At 66.3% G+C, this 19121-nt stretch carries 13 protein-coding genes; 6 read left to right on the top strand and 7 right to left on the bottom strand.

Annotation, left to right across the window (positions count from 1 at the left end):
• Positions 1–15 precede the first annotated feature (15 nt).
• Positions 16–1395 (top strand): MFS transporter, encoded by a 1380-nt coding sequence (locus AXW84_RS07060; RefSeq protein ID WP_068239018.1) that lies wholly within the window; start codon positions 16–18, stop codon positions 1393–1395.
• Between the two features lie 10 nt (positions 1396–1405).
• Entirely contained in the window at positions 1406–1924 is a 519-nt protein-coding gene (locus tag AXW84_RS07055) for a nuclear transport factor 2 family protein (RefSeq protein ID WP_082773749.1), read from the top strand.
• A gap of 193 nt (positions 1925–2117) precedes the next feature.
• Here the strand turns inward: AXW84_RS07055 and treF are convergent, their stop codons facing one another.
• Positions 2118–3764 carry an alpha,alpha-trehalase TreF gene (gene treF, locus AXW84_RS07050; RefSeq protein WP_068230589.1) on the bottom strand — a complete coding sequence of 549 codons (1647 nt, stop codon included), beginning with the start codon at positions 3762–3764 and terminating at the stop codon, positions 2118–2120.
• A 302-nt stretch (positions 3765–4066) separates the two neighbouring features.
• Here treF and AXW84_RS07045 point away from each other — a divergent pair, with 302 nt between their 5' ends.
• Positions 4067–6724 carry an MGH1-like glycoside hydrolase domain-containing protein gene (locus tag AXW84_RS07045; RefSeq protein ID WP_068230586.1) on the top strand — a complete coding sequence of 886 codons (2658 nt, stop codon included), beginning with the start codon at positions 4067–4069 and terminating at the stop codon, positions 6722–6724.
• 160 nt (positions 6725–6884) lie between these two features.
• On the opposite strand, the gene AXW84_RS07040 is transcribed toward AXW84_RS07045, so the two are convergent.
• Positions 6885–8054, bottom strand: a complete 1170-nt coding sequence (locus tag AXW84_RS07040; RefSeq protein ID WP_236943271.1) for a tol-pal system protein YbgF — start codon at positions 8052–8054, stop codon at positions 6885–6887.
• Between the two features lie 248 nt (positions 8055–8302).
• The gene (locus AXW84_RS07035) at positions 8303–9337 is read right to left on the bottom strand and encodes a Gfo/Idh/MocA family oxidoreductase (protein WP_236943270.1); all 1035 of its coding nucleotides are present in this window, start codon (positions 9335–9337) and stop codon (positions 8303–8305) included.
• Between the two features lie 84 nt (positions 9338–9421).
• Between AXW84_RS07035 and AXW84_RS07030 the strand changes: the two genes are divergently transcribed.
• On the top strand, positions 9422–9847 hold the full coding sequence (locus AXW84_RS07030) for a DUF983 domain-containing protein (protein WP_236943269.1): 426 nt from the start codon (positions 9422–9424) through the stop codon (positions 9845–9847).
• 62 nt (positions 9848–9909) lie between these two features.
• On the opposite strand, the gene AXW84_RS07025 is transcribed toward AXW84_RS07030, so the two are convergent.
• From AXW84_RS07025 to AXW84_RS07010, 4 genes are all read right to left on the bottom strand, one after another.
• On the bottom strand, positions 9910–10488 hold the full coding sequence (locus AXW84_RS07025) for a hypothetical protein (protein ID WP_068230580.1): 579 nt from the start codon (positions 10486–10488) through the stop codon (positions 9910–9912).
• Between the two features lie 164 nt (positions 10489–10652).
• Complete coding sequence (locus AXW84_RS07020; RefSeq protein ID WP_068230576.1) at positions 10653–11846, bottom strand: efflux RND transporter periplasmic adaptor subunit; 1194 nt, start codon at positions 11844–11846, stop codon at positions 10653–10655.
• Positions 11847–12046: 200 nt separating this feature from the next.
• Complete coding sequence (locus tag AXW84_RS07015) at positions 12047–16537, bottom strand: CusA/CzcA family heavy metal efflux RND transporter (protein ID WP_068230573.1); 4491 nt, start codon at positions 16535–16537, stop codon at positions 12047–12049.
• A 191-nt stretch (positions 16538–16728) separates the two neighbouring features.
• Positions 16729–17142, bottom strand: a complete 414-nt coding sequence (locus AXW84_RS07010; RefSeq protein ID WP_068230566.1) for a hypothetical protein — start codon at positions 17140–17142, stop codon at positions 16729–16731.
• Between the two features lie 437 nt (positions 17143–17579).
• Between AXW84_RS07010 and AXW84_RS07000 the strand changes: the two genes are divergently transcribed.
• A complete protein-coding gene (locus AXW84_RS07000; RefSeq protein ID WP_068230559.1) occupies positions 17580–18185 on the top strand; it encodes a hypothetical protein in 606 nt (201 codons plus the stop codon).
• Between the two features lie 194 nt (positions 18186–18379).
• Positions 18380–19111, top strand: a complete 732-nt coding sequence (locus AXW84_RS06995; protein WP_068230555.1) for an urease subunit beta — start codon at positions 18380–18382, stop codon at positions 19109–19111.
• Positions 19112–19121: the final 10 nt, after the last annotated feature.

Here is a 19121-nt window from a genome sequence, read left to right as displayed (position 1 = left end):
ATGACCCTCCGCTCCATGAACCCCGCCCTTCGCAGCTCGCCGCCCCCGCCCGTGACCGGGGCCCCCGGCATAGGCCGATACCGCTGGACCATCTGTTCGCTGGTGTTTTTTGCCACCACGATCAACTACCTCGACCGGGCGGTTATCTCGCTACTGAAGCCCTACCTGGAAAAGGCATTCAGCTGGAATTCAGGCGATTACGCCAACATCGAAATTGCCTTTAAGCTAGCCTACGCGGTGGGCATGGTGGGCGCGGGCCGCATCATCGACAAGCTGGGCACCAAGAAAGGCTACGCCTTCTCGACGGCCTTGTGGAGCCTGGCGGCGATGGGCCACGCATTGGTTAGCAGCACGTTGGGCTTTGGGGTGGCGCGGGCGTTTCTGGGCATCACCGAGGCCGGCAACTTCCCGGCGGCCATCAAAACCACGGCCGAGTGGTTTCCGCAGCGCGAGCGGGCCCTGGCCACGGGCATCTTCAACTCGGGCTCGAACGTAGGGGCCATCGTGGCCCCGCTCACCGTGCCGCTCATCGCCGTCACCATCGGCTGGCAGTGGGCGTTTATCATCACCGGGGCCCTAGGTTTCGTGTGGTTGGTGCTGTGGAACAAGTATTACGAAACGCCGGCTACTCACCCCAAGCTCAGTAAGGCCGAGTTTGACTACATCAACGCCGACATTCCCGCCGGCCTGCCCGCCGAGGGCGTGGTGGAGGAAAAACCCAAGGCCTCGTGGGGCCGCCTGTTGGGCTTCCGCCAAACCTGGGCCTTCGTGATCGGCAAGTTCATCACCGACCCCATTTGGTGGTTCTACCTGTTCTGGCTCCCCGATTTCCTGGGCAAGCAGTACCACCTCACGGGCACGGGCGTTGCCCTGCCGGTGGCGGCCGTGTACGTGCTCTCGAGCGTGGGCAGCGTGGGCGGCGGCTACCTGCCGCTGGGCTTTATCAAACGCGGCCTGCCCGCGTTTCAGGCCCGCAAGTCGGCTATGCTGCTCATTGCCTTTTGCGTGTTCCCGATTGTGTTTGCGCAGTATTTGGGCAAAACCAACATGTGGCTGGCCGTGGGCGTGATTGGGATTGCCGCGGCGGCCCACCAGGCCTGGAGCGCTAATATTTTCACTACCGTGTCGGACATGTTTCCGAAGCGGGCCGTGGCCTCCGTCACGGGCATTGGGGGCATGGCCGGGGGCCTGGGCGGCATCGCCCTCACGGCCCTGGTGCAGAAGCGCATGTTTGTGCACTACGAGGCCATTGGCCAGCTCGACAAGGCCTATTTCATCATGTTTTTGATTTGCGGCGGGGCCTACCTGGTGGCCTGGGTGCTGATGTTTGCCCTGGTGCCGCGCATGGAACCCATCGTGCTCGACGACGAAGACATCCTCCCCACCGCTTCCTAACCCATTGCTGATGAAACAATTATTTGCGGCACTCGTGCTGGGGGCCCTGCCCGTGGCTGGCTTTGCCCAGGGGGCTTCCAAAGCCCCCCGCCGCCCCACCGACCTGGTGGCCGTGGAGGGCAAGCTAGCCGAGCGCAACGCCGCCGCAGTGAAGGAAGTGGAGGCGCTGGAGCGCCAGCGCTTCGCCGCCCAAGTCAGCAAGGATTACACGTTCCTGGAAAAAGCTTTCGCCGACGACCTGGTGTACACCCACGCCAGCGGCAAGCAAAACGGCAAAACGGACTACCTCCAGAGCATCCGCGACGGCAAGAGCGTGTATGATAAAATCGAGGTGGAAAACCTGAACGTGCGCGCCTACAACGGTGGCCAAACGGCGGTGGTAAACGGCCAAATCATCATCTACCAGCCCAATAAGCCCGACGGCACGCCCAACGTGGCCCACCTTAAATACGTGGTGGTGCAGGTGAAAAGCCCGGCCAACGGCTGGCAAGTGGTGCTGTGGCAGTCGCAGAAGCAGCCCGAGAAATAGGCGCGGCTACTCTGGGGCCCCGGGAATCATTAGAATTGTTCCCAATCCAAAACAGCAGCACGTCATGCAGCGCGCAGCGAAGCATCTTTACCGCGGCAGTATATCAATTGATTACTACCCCAGTAGAGATGCTTCGGCTGCGCTCAGCATGACCGTTCCAAAAACCCAAACGGCTGCTAACACCTCCTAATACTTACAGCGGCTTGCCGGCGCCGGGGTAGCGGTTCAGGAGCCAGAGCAGCGTGCCGTTGGTCCAGCCGAAGCCGTCTTGCAGCGGGTACTCGCCGCCGCCGGCGGCGGTGTTCACGTCCAGCACGTTGTATTTCTCCAGCAGCTTGCCGGTTTGGGTGAACACGCGGGCGTTCAGGCCGGCCCAGCGCAGGGCCACGGTGCGGACCAGGGCGGGCTGGTTGTACTTGCGCAACCCGCTGATACTCATCCACTGCAAGGGGGCCCAGGCGTTGGGCGCGTCCCACTGCTGGCCGGTGCGCAAGGGCGTGGTCACGAGGCCGCCGGGCTTGAGGAAGTCGCGCTCCAAGCCAGCCGCCACCAGCTTGGCCTGGGCGGGCAGGGCCAGCCCCAGGGCCAGCGGAAATACCCCCGCCAGCGTGTGGCGGGCCGAGCGCTTCCCTAGTCGCCAGTTGTAGTCGGTAAACCAACCGGTGGCCGGGTCCCAGCAGTATTGCAGCAGGGCTTGGCGGCGGCGGGTAGCCTTTTGCTCGAAGGCAGCGGCCTGCGCGGCGTTGCCCTGCTGGCGGTAGCCGCGGGCAATGGTTTGCTCCAGCCCATAAAGCAGGCAGTTTAAGTCCACGGCCACCAAATCGGTGGTTTGGATGGAGCCCAGCGTGCCATCGGGCCCAAACCAGCGGCTGCTGAAGTCCCAGCCCGAGGCGGCCGCCGCCCGGATGTTGCGGTAGAATGCGGCCGGGGCCTGGCGGCTCAGCTTGGCGGCGGCCACGTCCTCGGCGTACGACTCCTCGCGGGGCTCGGTGCTGGCGTCCCAGTAGCGGTTCAGCAGGGCCCCACTGGGCAGGCGCACCACCGGGCCAGCGGCGGTGCCGGCGCGCACGGCATCGGCCCCAGCCATCCAGTAGGTGTACTCGCCCAGCAAGGCCCCTTGGTAGCGGCGGCGCACGGTGTCGCCCTGGGCGGTGGCCAGCAGCTCCACCATTTGGGCGAAGAACGGCGGCTGCGAGCGGGTGAGGTAGTAGGTGCGGTTGCCGTTGGGGATGAAGCCGTAGCGCCCGATGAGGTAGGCAAAATTGTCCACCATGTCGCGCACCAGGCCCACGCGGTGGGCGTCCACCAGGCCCAGCATCGTGAAGTACGAGTCCCAGTAGTACACCTCGCGGAAGCGGCCGCCGGGCACCAGGTACGGGTGCGGCAGCGGCAGCAGCGACGAGCCGGGCGTCACGGCCGCGGCGTCGGGCCGGCGCTGCAGCACCGTCCACAGCGTGTCGAGGTGGGCGCGCAGGCCGGCGGCGATGTCGCTACGGTAGACGTCCGTGCCTGCCACTGGGGCTTGAAAGTAGGTGTCGGCGAAGGCTTTCAGGTCGAAGCCGGGCTGCTGGTGCTGCTGCGCGTAGGCGGCCACGATGGTGGCCACCGGCGCCTTGGGCAGCGCATCCACGAAGGTTTTGCCGTCGGGGTACACGTGCCCGAGCTGCACGGCCTCGAACAGGCCGGGGTACAGCTGCCGGGGCGACAGCGGCAGCGCACGGGCGGGAGCCACCCGGGCGGCGGGGGCAGCGGGGGCAGCGGCCGGGGCGGCCGCGGGGGCCTGGGCGTGGGCCGCGCCCGCCAGCAGGGCGAGCCCGAGGGCGCAGAAGGAGTTGCGCATGGGCAAGGAGCGTTGGAATGGGAACGGGCCGGCAAGTTCGGCGCTTTTTGGCCAACGGCCACGGCGCGGCGTGGGGGCCCGGCCGGGGCCCTACTTGGGGCCGGCAGCGCATTTTTTTGCCGCCCTTGCTTTTTAGCCGGAGTCCTCCCAAACTACCTTTACGGGCCCCTGGGAGGCCTTTAGTAGGCGAGCTACGCTGGCGCTTCGGCAGCGGCCAGCACAACCTCATGCGCTTTGGTGCGTTTGTTTGCGGCAACGCGCCACCCGGCGGGGCCCCTTGCCCCGCCCCTGCGCCCGCCCACATGGAAGAACAACGACGCCTCGCCGCGGCCACCGCGAAAACAGCCCCCTGGAAGAAATTTGGCCCCTACCTCACTGAGCGCCAGTGGGGTACGGTGCGCGAAGACTACAGCCCCGACGGCAACGCCTGGGGTCACATCACCCACGAGCGCGCCCGCGCCTACGCCTACCGCTGGGGCGAGGAAGGCCTCGGCGGCATCTCCGACGACCAGCAGCACCTGTGCTTCGCCGTGGGCCTGTGGAACGGGCAGGATGACCAGCTCAAGGAGCGCCTGTTTGGCCTCACCAACGGCGAGGGCAACCACGGCGAGGACGTGAAGGAGGTCTACTATTACCTCGACAGCACGCCCACGCACTCCTACATGCGCATGCTGTACAAGTACCCGCAGGCCGCGTTTCCCTACGAACAGCTGCGCCAGGAAAACGCCGCCCGCAGCCGTCAGGAACCCGAATATGAGCTGCTCGACACCGGCATTTTCGACGACGGGCGCTACTTCGACGTGTTCATCGAGTACGCCAAGGCGGGGCCCGACGACCTGCTTATTTCCATCACGGCCCACAACCGGGGGCCCCAGGCCGCGCCGCTGGCCATCCTGCCGCAGCTCTGGTTCCGCAACACCTGGGCCTGGGGCTACGACGACGCCCGCCCTACCCTGGCCGCCGGCCCCGCCGGCACGGTGCGCGCCGAGCACCCCACCCTGGGCCGCTACCAGCTGTACTGCGACGGCCCCGCCGCCCTACTGTTTTGCGACAACGACACGCGGCCCGAAACGGAGCCCGGGGCCGACCACGCCGGGGCCCCCAACTACAACCCCGCCACCGGCGCGTACTACAAAGATGGCATCAACCGCTACGTGGTGGAGGGCGACGACGACGCCGTGAACCCCGCCCGGCGCGGCACCAAGGCCGCCGCCTGCTACACCGCCACCGTGGCCCCGGGCCAACCCCACACCATGCGCCTGCGCCTCAGCCAGGCCGAGCTGGGGGCCCCATTTGCCGATTTCGATGCCGTATTTGCCGCCCGCCGACAGGAAGCCGACGTGTTCTACGACTGCCTTCAGGAAGGATTGACCGGCGCCGACGCCCGCAACGTGCAGCGCCAGGCCTACGCCGGCATGCTCTGGAGCAAGCAGTTCTACTACTACGACGTGGCCCAGTGGCTCGACGGCGACCCCGCCCACCCCGGGGCCCCGCTGCCCGCGGCGCGGCGCGCGGGCCGCAACGCCACCTGGCGCCACCTGCACAACGCCGACCTGGTGTCGATGCCCGACAAATGGGAATACCCCTGGTACGCGGCCTGGGACCTGGCCTTTCATTGCCTGCCGCTGGCGGCGGTGGACGCCGAATTTGCCAAGAGCCAGCTGCGCCTGCTCTGCCAGGACGGCTACCTGCACCCCAACGGCCAGATGCCGGCCTACGAGTGGAAATTCGAGGACGTGAACCCGCCGGTGCACGCCTGGGCCACCTGGCGCGTGTACCAGATGGACAAAAAGCTGAACGGCGGCCAGGGCGACCGCGCCTTTCTGGAGGCCGTGTTCCAGAAGCTGGTGATGACGTTTACCTGGTGGGTGAACCGCAAGGACCGCGACGAGCGCAACATTTTTGAGGGCGGCTTTTTGGGGATGGACAACATTGGGGTGTTCGACCGCAGCTCGCCGCTGCCCACCGGCGGCAAAATGGAGCAGAGCGACGGCACCAGCTGGATGGCCATGTTCGCCCTCAACCTGATGCGCATGGCCCTGGAGCTGGCCCAAACCAACCCCGTGTACCAGGACATGGCCAGCAAGTTCTTCGAGCATTTCCTCTACATCGCCGACGCCATGACGCGCGGCGGCGGCGGCGAACTCAACCTTTGGGACGAGCAGGACAACTTTTACTACGACGTGCTGCACGCCCCCGACGACTCGCGCACCAGCTTGCGCATCCGCTCGATGGTGGGCCTGATTCCGCTGTTTGCCGTGGAAGTACTGGACGACGAGCTGCTGGCGGCCGCGCCGCACTTTATGGCCCGGGCCACGTGGCTCCTCAACCACCGCCCCCATTTGGCCGCCCTCGTGGGCCAGTTGCAGGAGCCCGGCCAGGCCACCCGCCACCGCCTCAGCCTGCTGCGCCGCACCCGCCTGCGCCACGTGCTCACGCGCATGCTCGACGAGCAGGAATTCCTGGCCGATTACGGCATCCGCTCGCTCTCGCGCCACCACCTGGCCGCGCCCTACCAGTACCACACCGCCGACAACGCCTTCACGGTGGCCTACGTGGCCGGCGAGTCCGACTCCGATATGTTCGGCGGCAACTCGAACTGGCGGGGCCCCATCTGGTTCCCGGTCAACTACCTCATCATCGAGTCGTTGCAGCGGTTCCACTTCTACTACGGCGACTCGTTCAAAATCGAGTACCCCACCGGCTCGGGCCACGAGCTGAACCTGCACCAAGTGGCCGCCGCCCTGGCCGAGCGCCTCGCCGGCCTGCTGCTGCGGGGCCCCGACGGCCGCCGCCCGGCCTTCGCCCAAGCCGCGCTGCTGCAAACCGACCCGCACTTCAAGAACTACCTGCTCTTCCACGAATACTTCGACGGCGACAACGGCAAGGGCCTCGGCGCCAGCCATCAAACCGGCTGGACGGGCCTCATCGTGCGGCTGTTGCAGCAGGCGCAGCAGTAGGGCCCCAGGGGACACCGGGGCGTGCAGGTTGGTTAATAACCCGGTCATGCTGAGCGCAGCCGAAGCATCTCTACTGCGGCAGTATTCAATGGTTTAGTGAGCGGTAGATATGCTTCAACTGCGCTCAGCATGACGGCCTAAAGCGTGTTGAAAGACCGCGCTATTTCTTTTTGCGCGGCTTGAAGTATTGCTGGGCTTCGGCGCGCAGGGGCAGGCTGTGGTCGGCGTGGTCGAGTATGGCTTGGTAATAGCGGCGGGCGGCGGCGGCGTCGTGCTCCTGAACGGCTATTTTGGCCAGGTTGCCGTTGGCGTAAGCGTAGTAGCGCTGCTGGGTCTGGCTGCTGATTTCGGCAAAGACGATGCAGCGCAGGTAGTAGTCTTTGGCGGCCACCAGGTTGTGGTAGATAAACTGGTTGTAGTAGCCAAGGTAGTAGGCTGCGTAGCGCCCGCTGGTGGCCTCGTAGCCGGGCAGGCCCTGGTTGATTTTGTCGAGCAGCTGGCGGCTCACGGCCTCGCCTGGCCCGATGTTGCCCGTCACGAAGCACAGCTTGGCGTACTCGCGCTGCACGTAGGCATTGTCGGGGAATTCGGCCATCAGGCCCGCGCAGATTTGCAGGGCCCCGGCGGGGTTTTTCTCGCGCGTGCTTTCCAGCATGTCAATGAGTTGGATCTTGGCCTCGGTGCGGGTGTAGAAGCCCTCGGTGGCCACGGTGCGCACCTGCTGGAGGCCCAGCATACGGTTGCCCTTCGGGAAAAATACCAGGACGGGCTTGAGCCAGGGGTGCGCCTCGCTGATGAGGTCGGCGTAGTAGTTGAACAGGCCCTGGCCGAGCAGAAACTCGGGGCTGAGGCCGTTGGCTTCGCGGCTGCGCTCCAGGTAGTTGAGGGCCCGCTTGCTGTACAGGCTGGCCTTGGCGAAGGAGCTACGCTCGCCGAACAGCCGCGCCTCGAACCCGTAGGCCGCCGACAGGAAAAAGCACGCTTCATAGTCCTTGTCGTCGGCGTCGTAGCGGCGCTTGGCCTGGGCAATGGTCGTGTCCATGTAGGCCAGAAACAGCCGGTCGTACTTCGGGTCGGTGAAGTTGCTGGGCATCATCTTCCACCACACGTTCAGGCCCAGCAAAAAGTAGGGCATGGGGTGGTGCGGGTAGCGCCGGCGCAGCGACCGAAACTGCCGCTCGGCGCGGTCGAACTTGAAGTTGTAGAGGTTGGCCACCGCCCCGCCCAACTCCCCCCGGATGTCGGGGTCGAGCAGCAGCCAGCCCTGCGTGTCCACGGCCTGCGGGGCCACCGCCACCGTGTCGAGGGCCACGGTGCGGGGCCGGCGCACCGTATCGGCCGGGGCTTGGGCACGGGCCCCCAGGGGCCCCAGCAGCAGGCAAAACAGGTAAAATAGCTGTTTGATAATCCTGTAGATATAAAGTTATAAGAACGTCATGCTTATCTGGCGTCCGCACAGCCGAAGCAGCTCTCCCGTGTAAGTAATCAACGATTAGTCAGCGGGAGAACTGCTTCGGCTGCGCGGACGCCAGATGAGAAGGACCTGGCGAGTTACTACTAAAGCAAAATAGCCAGCTGTTACGCCTCGGCTGGTTGTTCCAGAATTTCCATCTGCCAGGCCACTTCTTCGGCGCGCACCGGGTAGGGCTGGCCGTGGCGGATGGTTTGGGCCACAGCGTCGAACAGGCCCAAATAGTTTCCGGAAGGGGCTGGGTCGGGCTGCGTGCTCAGGGCCCCGTGGGGGCCAGCGAGGGTGAGGTGGCCGTCGCTGCCGGGCAGCTCGTGGCCGTAGGCGGGGTCGGTGGGGCGCAGGCCGGCCAGCAGCTGGGCCTCCTGGGGGTCGGTGCGGCCTTTTTGGTAGCTGCCCAGGGTGCCGTGCAGCACGTAGGCCGGGCCGGGAGCAGCCACCAGCAGGCCCGCCGTCAGCCACACGTTCAGGCCGGCGGGGTAGCGCAGGTGAAAGCTAAAAAAATCGTCGACCCGCCCGCCGGGCCGGAAGTGGCCCTGCACCTTGCGCACGCCCAGCGGCTGCCCAAACAGGGCCACGGCTTGGTCGACGAGGTGGGGCCCCAGGTCGTAGGCCAGGCCCACGGCCGGGCCGGGCGTTTCCTTGAAGGGCTTGGCGTTCAGGGCCATCTTGTAGCGGTCGTAGCGGAAGTGGGCCTCGATCAGCTGGCCGAGCTGGCCGCTTTCCACCACGCGGCGCACGGCGCCGAAGTCGGTGTCCCAGCGGCGGTTTTGGTAGGCCAGCAGGTGGCGGCCCTGCTGCTGGGCCAGGGCCGCCAGGGCCTGCCACTCGGCGGCGGTGGCGGCCACGGGCTTTTCAACTAGCACGTGCTTGCCGGCCAGCAGGGCCTGGCGGGCCTGTTCGACGTGCAGGCCGCTGGGGGTGTTGACGATGACCAACTCGAGGGCGGGGTCGGCCAGGAATTCGGCCACGCTGGGGTAGCTGCGGGTGCCGGGGTAGTCGGCGGCCATGCGGGCGTCGTGGCGCTCTACTACGGCGTGTAGCTCGAAGCCGGGGTGGGCGGCAAGGAAGGGCGCGTGAAACAGCTTGCCCGACATGCCGTAAGCCAACAGGCCGGTGCGGATGGGTGCGGAGGAAGGCATCATGCCCAAAACTACCGCCCTCGCCCCGAACGTGGCCGCCCCGCCTCCCGGGGCCCTACTTTTACGCCCCTCTCCGCCGCTCTACTCATGGAACCCGAAACCGAACCCGCGCCCACCTCCTCCACCCTGGCGCTGCTGGGCCTGCGCTGCCCGCGCTGCCACGAGGGGGCCCTGTTTTCGCACCCCGCCACCAGCCTCACCAAGTTCACCGACATGCCCGCCGCCTGCCCCGTGTGCGGGCTGAGCTACGAGCCCGAGCCGGGGTTTTATTTCGGGGCCATGTACATCAGCTTCGGCTTCGCGGTGGGCATTTTCTTTGCCGTCGGCATCGCCCTCTACTTCCTGGCCGGCGACCCCGATACGTGGGTGTACGTATCCATGGTGGCCGCCCTTACGCTGGTGGCCACGCCGCTGGTGTTCCGCTACTCCCGGGCCATCATGCTGTACCTGTTCGGCAACAGCGGCTACGACCCCAACTGGGCCCGCTTCCACCGCCGCGGCCTGGACGACTAGTCATTGCGGCAGCCGATGGCTGCACAGGGTCCCCGCGGCGTGCTGCGCCGCGGGGGCCCACTTTACTTAACCAGGGTTTCGGAACCGACGTTGGCCTGCAATTCGTAGCCGGCCGGAATGTCGGCTTCTTTGCCTTTGTGCAGCAAGAACAAGGGGCTGACGACAACGGCCAGGCCAATGGCGGAGCCGGCGGTGCCGCTGCCGGCCGTGCTGACGACGGCGCCAGTCAGCGGTACCAACTGGCCGTCGACGGCCTGCACCGCGCTGGGCCGAACGGCTAGTATGCCCTGTTTGCCCACGCCCTTGTGGTGCTGGGCCTCCACGACTTGCCCCGAGCCGGGGGCCCCGGCCTTGATGACAACGCGGCCGTCTACCATCACGTCGTACTTCACCCGCAGCCCGATGGATTGGCCCATCTTGGCGTCTTTGGACGAAAGCGGAACGGCCGTTTCGAGCACCACCAGGGCCCCAACTTTAAGCGTAGCCGGCCCCGCTGGCTGAGCGGTAGTAGCGGCCCTGGTGGTGCTCGAAACGGCCGCAGTGGCCGCCTGGGCAGCGGTGGGGGCCTGGGCGTGTGCCGATTGGCTGATAATGCACAGCCAGAGTAGGCTGGCCGGCGCTAAGTAGGCAAAGTTGCTCATGGAAGAAAGAAAGGATTAAGCATGGCAATAATAGAGCAATTTAATGGTACTTTATATGAAGCGCTGAATCCTTAATCATAATAAAATCAACGGGGCGCAGGGCCGTCGGCAACTTTCCACAAAGACATGTTAGCCAGAGCCAAAATATGCCTTCCGGGGCTCATTTAGTCGCCGCCTTCGCCTTTTCGTAGCTCGGCGTCGAGGAAGTACGCGCCTTTGCGCACCAGCTTGGTGGTGTCGGGCAGCGGGTCGAGCACGGTCACGGCCACGTCGCCGTGCTGGGGCAGGCCGGCGCGCACCTTCACGCGGCGGAACACGGTGCGGCCCGAATCTTTGCCCACGGCGCGGAAGATGTAGCTCAGCTCGCCGGCCTGGATGAGGGCCCCCTCGGGCAGGGTGCGCGCGCGGGCCCCGGCGGTTTGGATGCGGGCGGCCACGAACTGGCCGGGCAGCAGGTCGGTGCGCTCGGGCTCGAGGTGGGCGTGCACGCGCACGGTGCGGGCGTTGTCGTCGAAGGCCTTGCCCACCAGAAACACGCGGGCCGTTAGCTCTTCAATGCGCCCGGTATTCTGCACCTTGAACAGAATCTTCTGGCCGACTTTCACCTGGGCCACGTCCTTCTCGAACACCTTGAGCTCCAGGTGCAAGTCGTCGCGGTTCAGCACCTCTACCAATATATCCTGGGGCCCCACGTACTGGCCGGGGTTGATGTTGACGGCCTTCACGTAGCCCGAGATGGGCGAGGTGAGCGGCACACTCTGCACAATCTGGCCCGTGGCGTCGAGGTGAGCCACCGAGATACCCAGCAGCCGCAGTTGGGCCGCCGTGGCGCGCAGCGTGGCCTGTTCGGAAGCATAATCGGAGCGGGCCATTTGCAGCTTGCGCTTGGCGCCCACGTCTTCCACGTCGAGGACGCGCTGGCGCTCCAGGTCTTCGGCCAGGAAGCGCACCTTGGCCTTGCTCTGGAGGTAGGTTTCCTGCATGGTGAGGTACTCGGGCGAGCGCAGGGTGGCCACCGGGGCCCCGGCCCGCACCCGCTCGCCGGGCAGCACCAGCACGGTTTGCACGTAGCCGCCCAGCACGGCCGTGATGGACACGCGGTTTTGGGGCGGCACTTCCACCGAGCCGTTGGCCTGCACTTCGGTGGTCATGTTCTGGCGCTCGAAGGTGCCGAAAGTGATGCCGGCGGCCTGCTCCTGGGCGGGGCTCACGCTTACCTGATCGGGGTTGGCGGGGGCGGCCGGCGCGGCGGCCTGGGCGGGCGCGTCCTTCTTAGCGGCGTCGCCGGACTTTGAGCCGCAGGCTGTGAGCAGCGCCAGGGCCCCCAGCGCGGGGTAAAGTTTGAAGTTAAAAGGCATTTTGTTGTGGTCAGATTTTAAATAAAGGACGGCGGCTTGGGGGCCCCCGTCAGGCCGTCATGCTCATCTGGCGTCCGCGCAGCCGAAGCACCTTTCCCGTGGCAGTAATCCTGATTAGGGGCGCAGTAGAGATGCTTCGACTCCGCTCCGCTGCGCTCAGCATAACGTTCAATAAAGTCGGAGTGACACTCCGTTCTACATTATTTTGCCGTGGGAATATCCGTACCCGTCAGGGCCTGCACGCTCACCACCAGGTCGTTGTAGCGCTGGGCCTGGTCGAGGTAGTTGGTTTGGATTTGCCAGGCGGGGTCGGTGTTCACCACGTAGGCAACGTAGTCAATGTCGCCGGCGCGGAAGCTCTTTTCGGCCGTGTCGAGGATGAGCCGGGCCTGGGGCAGGGCCGTGCGCTCGTAGTAGTCGAGCGAGGCGCGGGCCCGCCGCAGCTGCAAGCGCAGCGTGCGCAGCTGGGTGCCGAGCTGGCTGGTGGCGTAGCTGAGCTGGCCGGTGGCCACCTGCTCGCCGAGGCGGGCGGCGGCCACCCGCGCCCGGCCCGCGCCGCCCAACAGCGGGATGGCCAGGCCCAGCTGCACCACGCTCAGGGCCTGGTACTCGGGCCGGAGGGTTTGCTGGAAGTAGCCGGCCCGCACGTCGGGCAGGCGGCGCAGTTGGTCCACCCGCGTTTGCAGTTGGCTCACGGCTATTTGCTGGCGCAGCAGGCCCAATGTGGGGTTGCTCTCGGGCGAGAGGGCCGCCGTATCGGTAGCAGTGAGCGGGGCCACCAGCGCGTCGGTGGTGTCGATGGCGGCCGGGGCGGGGCTGCCCAGCAGCTGGCCCAGCTGCGCCCGCTGCACCTCCAGGTCGGAGAGGGCGGTGAGCAGGCGGTTTTCCAGCTCGCGGGCGCGGGCCTCGGCCGCCACTTGTTCGAGGCGGTTGGTTTCGCCCACTTTGTAGCGGATGAGGGCGGCGTGGGCGGCGCGGCGGTACAGGCTGTCCTGGCGGCGCAGCAGGGCCACCCGGCGGTAGCTCACCAGCAGGCCGTAGTAATTGCTGCGGATGGACTGCACCAGCGCGCGCTGGCTCAGGCGGGCCTGCTGCTCGGCCGTCACGCTTTGGCCTTGCAGCAGCTTGCGCTGCGCGAGGTACACGCCGGGGAAAGCCGCCTGCTGGATGACGTTGAACGTGTGGTCCCGCAGGGGCCCCGAAATCTGGCCGAGCTGAAAATCGACGATGGTGCGCGGGGCCTCCAGGCCGGTGCGCACCAGGGCGCGCTGCTGCTGGGTCTGCAGGCCGGCGGTTTGCAGCGACTGGTTTTGGACCCCGGCCGCTTGCAGGGCCCCGCTCAGGTTCAGGGGCTGGCCGGCCGTCGAGCCCAGCGTGTTTTGGGCCTGCGCCGGGTGGCTTAGGGCCCCCAGCAGCGCCAGCAGCAGGGCGGTGGCCACGGCTACCGCGGGCTTCTTGGCCGGCGCGGGGCTATGGGTGGGGCCTTGGCCGTCGGGGGCCGGGGCGCCGGGGCCCTGGCTGGGCTCCTCCCCTTTCTCGGCGGCGTGCTTGGCGTCTTCGGCGGCCTTGGCGGCGTCGCGGGGGTTGGGCTCACCGTCTTTGGTGAAGAGGCCGTAGAGCACCGGCAGCACCACCAGCGTGAGCAAGGTGGCCGAAATGAGGCCCCCGATGACCACCGTGGCCAGCGGCTTCTGCACTTCGGCGCCGGCCGAGGTGCTCAGGGCCATCGGCAGGAAGCCCAGCGAGGCCACGCTGGCCGTGAGGATAACCGGCCGGAACCGCTCCTCGGTGGCCCGCAGAATCCGGTCGCGCACGGAGGCCACGCCCTCGGCCGCCAGCTCGTTGAGGCTGGCCAGCAGCACGATGCCGTTGAGCACCGCCACCCCAAACAGGGCAATGAAGCCTACGCCCGCCGAAATACTAAACGGCATGCCGCGCAGCCACAGCGCCACAATGCCGCCAATAGTGGCCAGCGGCACGCCCGTGAAAATCAGCAGCGCCTGCTTGATGGACCGGAACGAGAGGTAGAGCAGCAGGAAAATGAGCAGCAGCGACACCGGTACGGCTATTTTAAGGCGCTCGATGGCGTGGTTCAGGTTCTCGAACTGGCCGCCGTAGGTGATGGTGTAGCCGGGGGGCAGCTTGAGGCCCTGGCCAAGCTTGCCCTGGATTTCCTGCACCAGGCTCTGCACGTCACGGCCGCGCACGTTGATGCCGATGTTGATGCGGCGGCGGGCGTCGTCGCGCGAAATCTGAATGGGCGCGTTGCGGAAGGCCACAGTGGCCAGCTCGTCGAGCGGGATTTTCTGGCCGCCGGGCGTGTCCACGTACAGGTCTTGCAGGTTGGCCAGGCCCTGGCGGTGGGTGCTGTCGAGGCGCATCACCAGGTCGTAGCGCCGCTCGCCCTCGTACACCTGGCCCGCCACGTCGCCGGCGAAAGACGCGCGCAGGATCGTATTCAAGTCGCTGACTTTAACGCCGTACTGGGCCAGCTTCTGGCGGTTGTAGGTCACGCGCATCTGGGGCAGGGCCGCAATTTGCTCCACCTTCAGGTCGCCCACGCCGGCCAGCGGGCGGATGAGGCCGGCGGCCTCGTTGGCCTTGTCGTAGAGCACGCCCAGGTCGTCGCCGTAAATCTTGATGCTCACGTCGGACTTCACGCCCGAAATCAGCTCGTTGAAGCGCATCTGGATGGGCTGCTGGAACTCCATGCTCACGCCGGGGATGCCGGCCAGGGCGGCCTGCATCTTATTGGCCAGCTCCTCGCGGGTGCTGGCCGAAGTCCAGAGGCTGTGGTCTTTGAGGATGACCATCTCGTCGCTGTCCTCCAGCGACATCGGGTCGGTGGGAATTTCCGAGGTGCCGCTCTTGCCCACAATCTGCTCAATCTCCGGGAACTTGGCCTTCAAAATCTGCTGCACGCGGGTGTTGGTGGCCACGGTTTGGCTGAGCGACGAGCCGGGGGCCAGCGTCACGTTCAGGGCAATGTCGCCCTCGTCGAGCTGCGGGATGAACTCGCCGCCCATCCGCGAGAAAATAAAGCCCGCCCCTACCAGCAGCGCCACCGCCGCGCCCACCACCACCACCCGGGCCCCCAGGGCCCAACGGATGATGGGGTCGTAGCCGCGGTGCAGAAACTTCATGATGCGGTAGGCCACGGTGCCTTCCTCCTTGATGTCCTTCTTCAGGGCCCAGGCCGTAACGGCCGGCACGTAGGTGAGGCACAAAATCATGGCCCCGAGGATGGCGAAGCTCACGGTGAGGGCCATCGGCCGGAACATCTTTCCCTCGATGCCGGTGAGCGAGAGGATGGGGAAGTACACGATGAGGATGATGAGCTGCCCGAACAGCGCCGACGACATGAGGCGCGTGGCGGCCGCCTCGGTCATGTCGTCCATGGTTTCGTGGGCGGCCTGCTCGCGCTGGTGCACGAGGTGGAATATGACGGCCTCCACCACAATCACGGCCCCGTCCACGATGAGGCCGAAGTCCAGGGCCCCCAGGCTCATCAGGTTGGCCGACACGCCGAACAGGCTCATCATGCCCAGCGCAAACAGCATGCACAGCGGAATCATGGTGGCCACGAGCACCCCGGCGCGCCAGTTGCCCAGCAGCAGCAGCAGCACCACCAGCACAATCACGCCGCCCTCCACCAGGTTGTGCTCCACGGTGGCAATGGCCTTGTCGATGAGCTTCGTGCGGTCCAAAAACGGGGTGATGACCAGCCCCTTAGGCAGCGTTTTCTGGATCTCGGCCACCTTCACCTTCACGTTCTTGATGGTCTGCTCCGAGCTGGCGCCCTTTAGCATCAGCACCACGCCGCCTACGGTTTCGCCCTGGCCGTTGCGCGTCATGGCGCCGTAGCGCACGGCGTGGCCCATGCGCAGGGTGGCCACGTCGCGCACCAGCAGTGGGGCCCCGGCGGCAGCCTGCTTGATGACGGTGGCGCCCACGTCGTCGAGCGAGTTGGCCCGGCCCTCGCCCCGGATGAAGTAGGCGTTGGGGCCCCGCTCGATGTAGGCGCCGCCGGTGTTGGCGTTGTTGTCCTGCAAGGCCGCGTACAGCTCGGCCACCGTCACGTCGTTGGAGGCCAGGCGGGCGGGGTCCACGGCCACCTCGTACTGGCGCAGGTAGCCGCCGAAGCTGCTCACGTCCACCACGCCGGTGGTCCCGGCCAGCTGGCGGCGCACAATCCAGTCCTGCACGTCGCGCAGCTTATCCAGCGGGAATTGCTTTTCGTAGCCCGGCAGCACCCGGATGCTGTACTGGTAAATTTCGCCCAGGCCCGTGGTGATGGGCGCCATGGTGGGCTTGCCGGCCCCGGCGGCCAGGTCGGCTTCGGCCGATTTCAGCTTCTCGGCCACCAGCTGCCGGGTCTGGTAGGTGGTCATGTCGTCGGGAAATACGACGGTAATCACCGACAGCCCGAAGCGCGAGATGGAGCGGATTTCCGTCACGCCCGGCACGGTGCGCAGCTGCAGTTCCAGCGGCACCGTGATGAGCTGCTCGACCTCCTGGGCGGCCAGCGCGTCGCTCTGGGTGATGACCTGCACCTGGTTGTTGGTGACGTCGGGAATGGCGTCGAGCGGCAGGTTGGCCGCCGAGAAACCGCCCCAGGCAATGAGGGCCAGCACCATGAGCGCCACCAGCAGCTTGTTGCGGACGCTGGCAGCAATAATTTTTTCAAGCATAAAAATACAGGAACAGGGCCCCGGTGCAGCCGCTCGTAGCGTAGGCTCGGCGAGTCCGCGCGTTGAACGGTTTACGCGGATTCACCGAATACGCGCAACACCCAAACCACTAGTTTTCAATTTATTAAACTACGCAATACCCAGGCTACCCGGCCCAACCGGGCACACTGCACCCCAGGGCAGCAGCCACGCTACGCTCGCGGCGGTTGCAGCAGCGAGGCGCTGGGCTGAAAGCGGTACAGCACGGCCCAAGTACCTTGGGGCCCCGGCACCGGCCGCGGCACCCGCGGCGCCCAGCCCAGGTGCGGGCCCCGCGCCACCAAAAACGCTACTGCGCCGCAGCCGTGGTGGCAGCGCAGGGGCAGGTTGTGGTGGTCTTGCCGGTGGCGAGCCGAAAGGGTGCAGCCTGAATAATGCGCGCTGCCCGCCCCGTAGTGCTCCACCAAAAACTGCCCCAGCGAGAGCCCGCCACCCGCCGCCGAGTGGTGGAAGCGGTAGTGCCGCGCCAGCTCGGGCAGCTTGGCCAGCTCGCCCAAGTCGTTCTCGGGCACGCAGCTTCCCAGCAGCATCAGCAAGCTTAAGAAGATGGCGGCGAGGCGTTTCATTGGCGACAGTACCTAATTGGTCCCTTAATGGTTTAGGAGCAGCCGCGAATTTAAGGCGATTTTAAGGGGTTGCGCCCGGCGCGGCAGCGGCAGGCGCAACCCGGGTGGGCGACTTTTGCGGGGGCCGCCCGGCAATCGTTGGGGGCCCCAGCTGGGTTTGAGAAAGGCCGGATTGCAAGCGAAAAGCCCGTCATGCAGCGCGCCGCGAAGCATCTCTTTCACAGCAGCAATTATGAAGTCGCGCAGTAACGATGCTTCGCGGCGCGCTGCATGACGGTCACAGGCTCCTCTCTGCGGCAGGTATGATTGATGCGCCAGGGGCCCCACAACGGCACAACGGCCCGCCAATAAACTCCTGCGATTACCGGGCAGCCCGGCCTGCCCAAAACTACCCCGGGGCCCCTATCTTGCCGCCTCACCCCGCGCTAGTGCCCGGCATGGAAAGCCTCTTGCCCGTTGTATTTGCCTCGGTGGCCGGCCTGGGCCACGCCCTGGAGCCCGACCACGTGCTGGCCGTGAGCAACATGGTGTCGCGGCGCGACGCCCTCACTCCCGCCCTGCGCGACGGCCTGTTTTGGGGCCTGGGGCACACGCTCATGCTGGCAATTATCGGGGCGGTGCTGCTGCTGGGGCGCGTCACGTTCCACCACTGGGGCTACTTCGAGGCGCTGGTGGGGCTGGTGCTCATCGGCATGGCGCTGCACCGCCTCTTCACCGAGCACGCCGAACGGCCGCCGCGCTTGAACCGCACGGCCCACGGCTGGGCCTTCGCCGTGGGCCTGGTGCACGGGCTGGCCGGCAGCGGGGCCCTGGTGGTGCTGGTGCTCACCGAAATCCACAACCCCTGGCTGGGCCTGCTCTACATCGTAGTGTTCGGCCTGGGCTCGGTGGCCGGCATGTTCGGGGTGGCGGGCCTGCTCAGCATCCCCTTCACCCAACGCATGCGCCTGAGCCGCCGCCTGCGCCGCACCTCGGTCTGGCTCTCGTCGGTAGTCTGCATTCTGTACGGCGGTTGGATGGTGTATTCAAACGTTAAGTTTTGAGGATTGAATTATTAGGCCGTCATGCTGAGCGCAGCGCAGCGGAGTCGAAGCATCTCTCCCGCTTCGTTGCGCCGATTGAGTTACTTGCGCAGTAGAGATGCTTCGGCTTCGCTCAGCATGACGGCCTGAGGGTTCCACCAATTATTTCTCATGACCACCTTGGGGCCTTATTCCCCGCTTTCCACTAAACCCCCATGCACCTCGCCCCCAAAGACCTCGACAAGCTGGTGCTGCACCAGGCGGGCTTCGTGGCCCAGAAGCGCTACGCCCGCGGCCTGCGCCTGAACTACCCCGAGGCCGTAGCCCTCATCGCCACCCAGCTGCTCGAGTTCATCCGCGACGGCGAGCGGGTGGCCGTGCTCATGGACAAAGGCAAGCAGCTGCTGGGCCTCGCCGACGTGCTGCCCGGCGTGGCCGACCTCGTGGGCGAAGTGCAGGTGGAAGGCACCTTTCCCGACGGCACCAAGCTCGTGACCGTGCACCACCCCATCTGCCGCGACCACGGCGACCCCGCCCTGGCCCTCTACGGCTCGGGCCTCGCACGCACGCCCCGGGCGGGAGCCCCCGACACCACCATCAACGCCCAGCCCGGCGAATACCTGCTGGCCGACGGCGACATCATCCTCAACGAAAACCGCCCCACGGTGGCCCTCGAAGTGATAAACATGGGCGACCGGCCGGTGCAAGTCGGCTCGCACTACCCCTTCTTCGAAACCAACGCCGCCCTGCACTTCGACCGCGCCGCCGCCTACGGCTTCCGCCTCCACATCCCAGCCGGCACGGCCGTCCGCTTCGAGCCCGGCGAACGCAAGCGCGTCACGCTAGTAGCCCTCGCCGGCGAGCGAATCGTGTACGGCGGCAACGGGTGGATTGACGGGCGGTTGGACGAGGAGGGAAAGAAGGAAACGGCCCTGGAGAAACTTTAGACTCATCAAG

The sequence above is a fragment of the Hymenobacter sp. PAMC 26628 genome (assembly GCF_001562275.1).
Taxonomy (GTDB): domain Bacteria; phylum Bacteroidota; class Bacteroidia; order Cytophagales; family Hymenobacteraceae; genus Hymenobacter.
The sequence above is the reverse complement of the archived record's forward strand: the minus strand, read 5'-3'. Positions and strand labels throughout refer to the sequence as shown.

Bases quoted from the DNA above. Each gene is read 5' to 3' on its own strand.
- AXW84_RS07035 (WP_236943270.1), bottom strand. From the start codon at position 9,337: ATGATGCCTTCCTCCGCACCCATCCGCACCGGCCTGTTGGCTTACGGC.
- AXW84_RS07030 (WP_236943269.1), top strand. From the start codon at position 9,422: ATGGAACCCGAAACCGAACCCGCGCCCACCTCCTCCACCCTGGCGCTG.
- AXW84_RS07010 (WP_068230566.1), bottom strand. From the start codon at position 17,142: ATGAAACGCCTCGCCGCCATCTTCTTAAGCTTGCTGATGCTGCTGGGA.
- AXW84_RS06995 (WP_068230555.1), top strand. From the start codon at position 18,380: ATGCACCTCGCCCCCAAAGACCTCGACAAGCTGGTGCTGCACCAGGCG.
- AXW84_RS07055 (WP_082773749.1), top strand. From the start codon at position 1,406: ATGAAACAATTATTTGCGGCACTCGTGCTGGGGGCCCTGCCCGTGGCT.
- AXW84_RS07045 (WP_068230586.1), top strand. From the start codon at position 4,067: ATGGAAGAACAACGACGCCTCGCCGCGGCCACCGCGAAAACAGCCCCC.
- AXW84_RS07060 (WP_068239018.1), top strand. From the start codon at position 16: ATGAACCCCGCCCTTCGCAGCTCGCCGCCCCCGCCCGTGACCGGGGCC.
- AXW84_RS07015 (WP_068230573.1), bottom strand. From the start codon at position 16,537: ATGCTTGAAAAAATTATTGCTGCCAGCGTCCGCAACAAGCTGCTGGTG.
- AXW84_RS07000 (WP_068230559.1), top strand. From the start codon at position 17,580: ATGGAAAGCCTCTTGCCCGTTGTATTTGCCTCGGTGGCCGGCCTGGGC.
- AXW84_RS07025 (WP_068230580.1), bottom strand. From the start codon at position 10,488: ATGAGCAACTTTGCCTACTTAGCGCCGGCCAGCCTACTCTGGCTGTGC.
- treF (WP_068230589.1), bottom strand. From the start codon at position 3,764: ATGCGCAACTCCTTCTGCGCCCTCGGGCTCGCCCTGCTGGCGGGCGCG.
- AXW84_RS07020 (WP_068230576.1), bottom strand. From the start codon at position 11,846: ATGCCTTTTAACTTCAAACTTTACCCCGCGCTGGGGGCCCTGGCGCTG.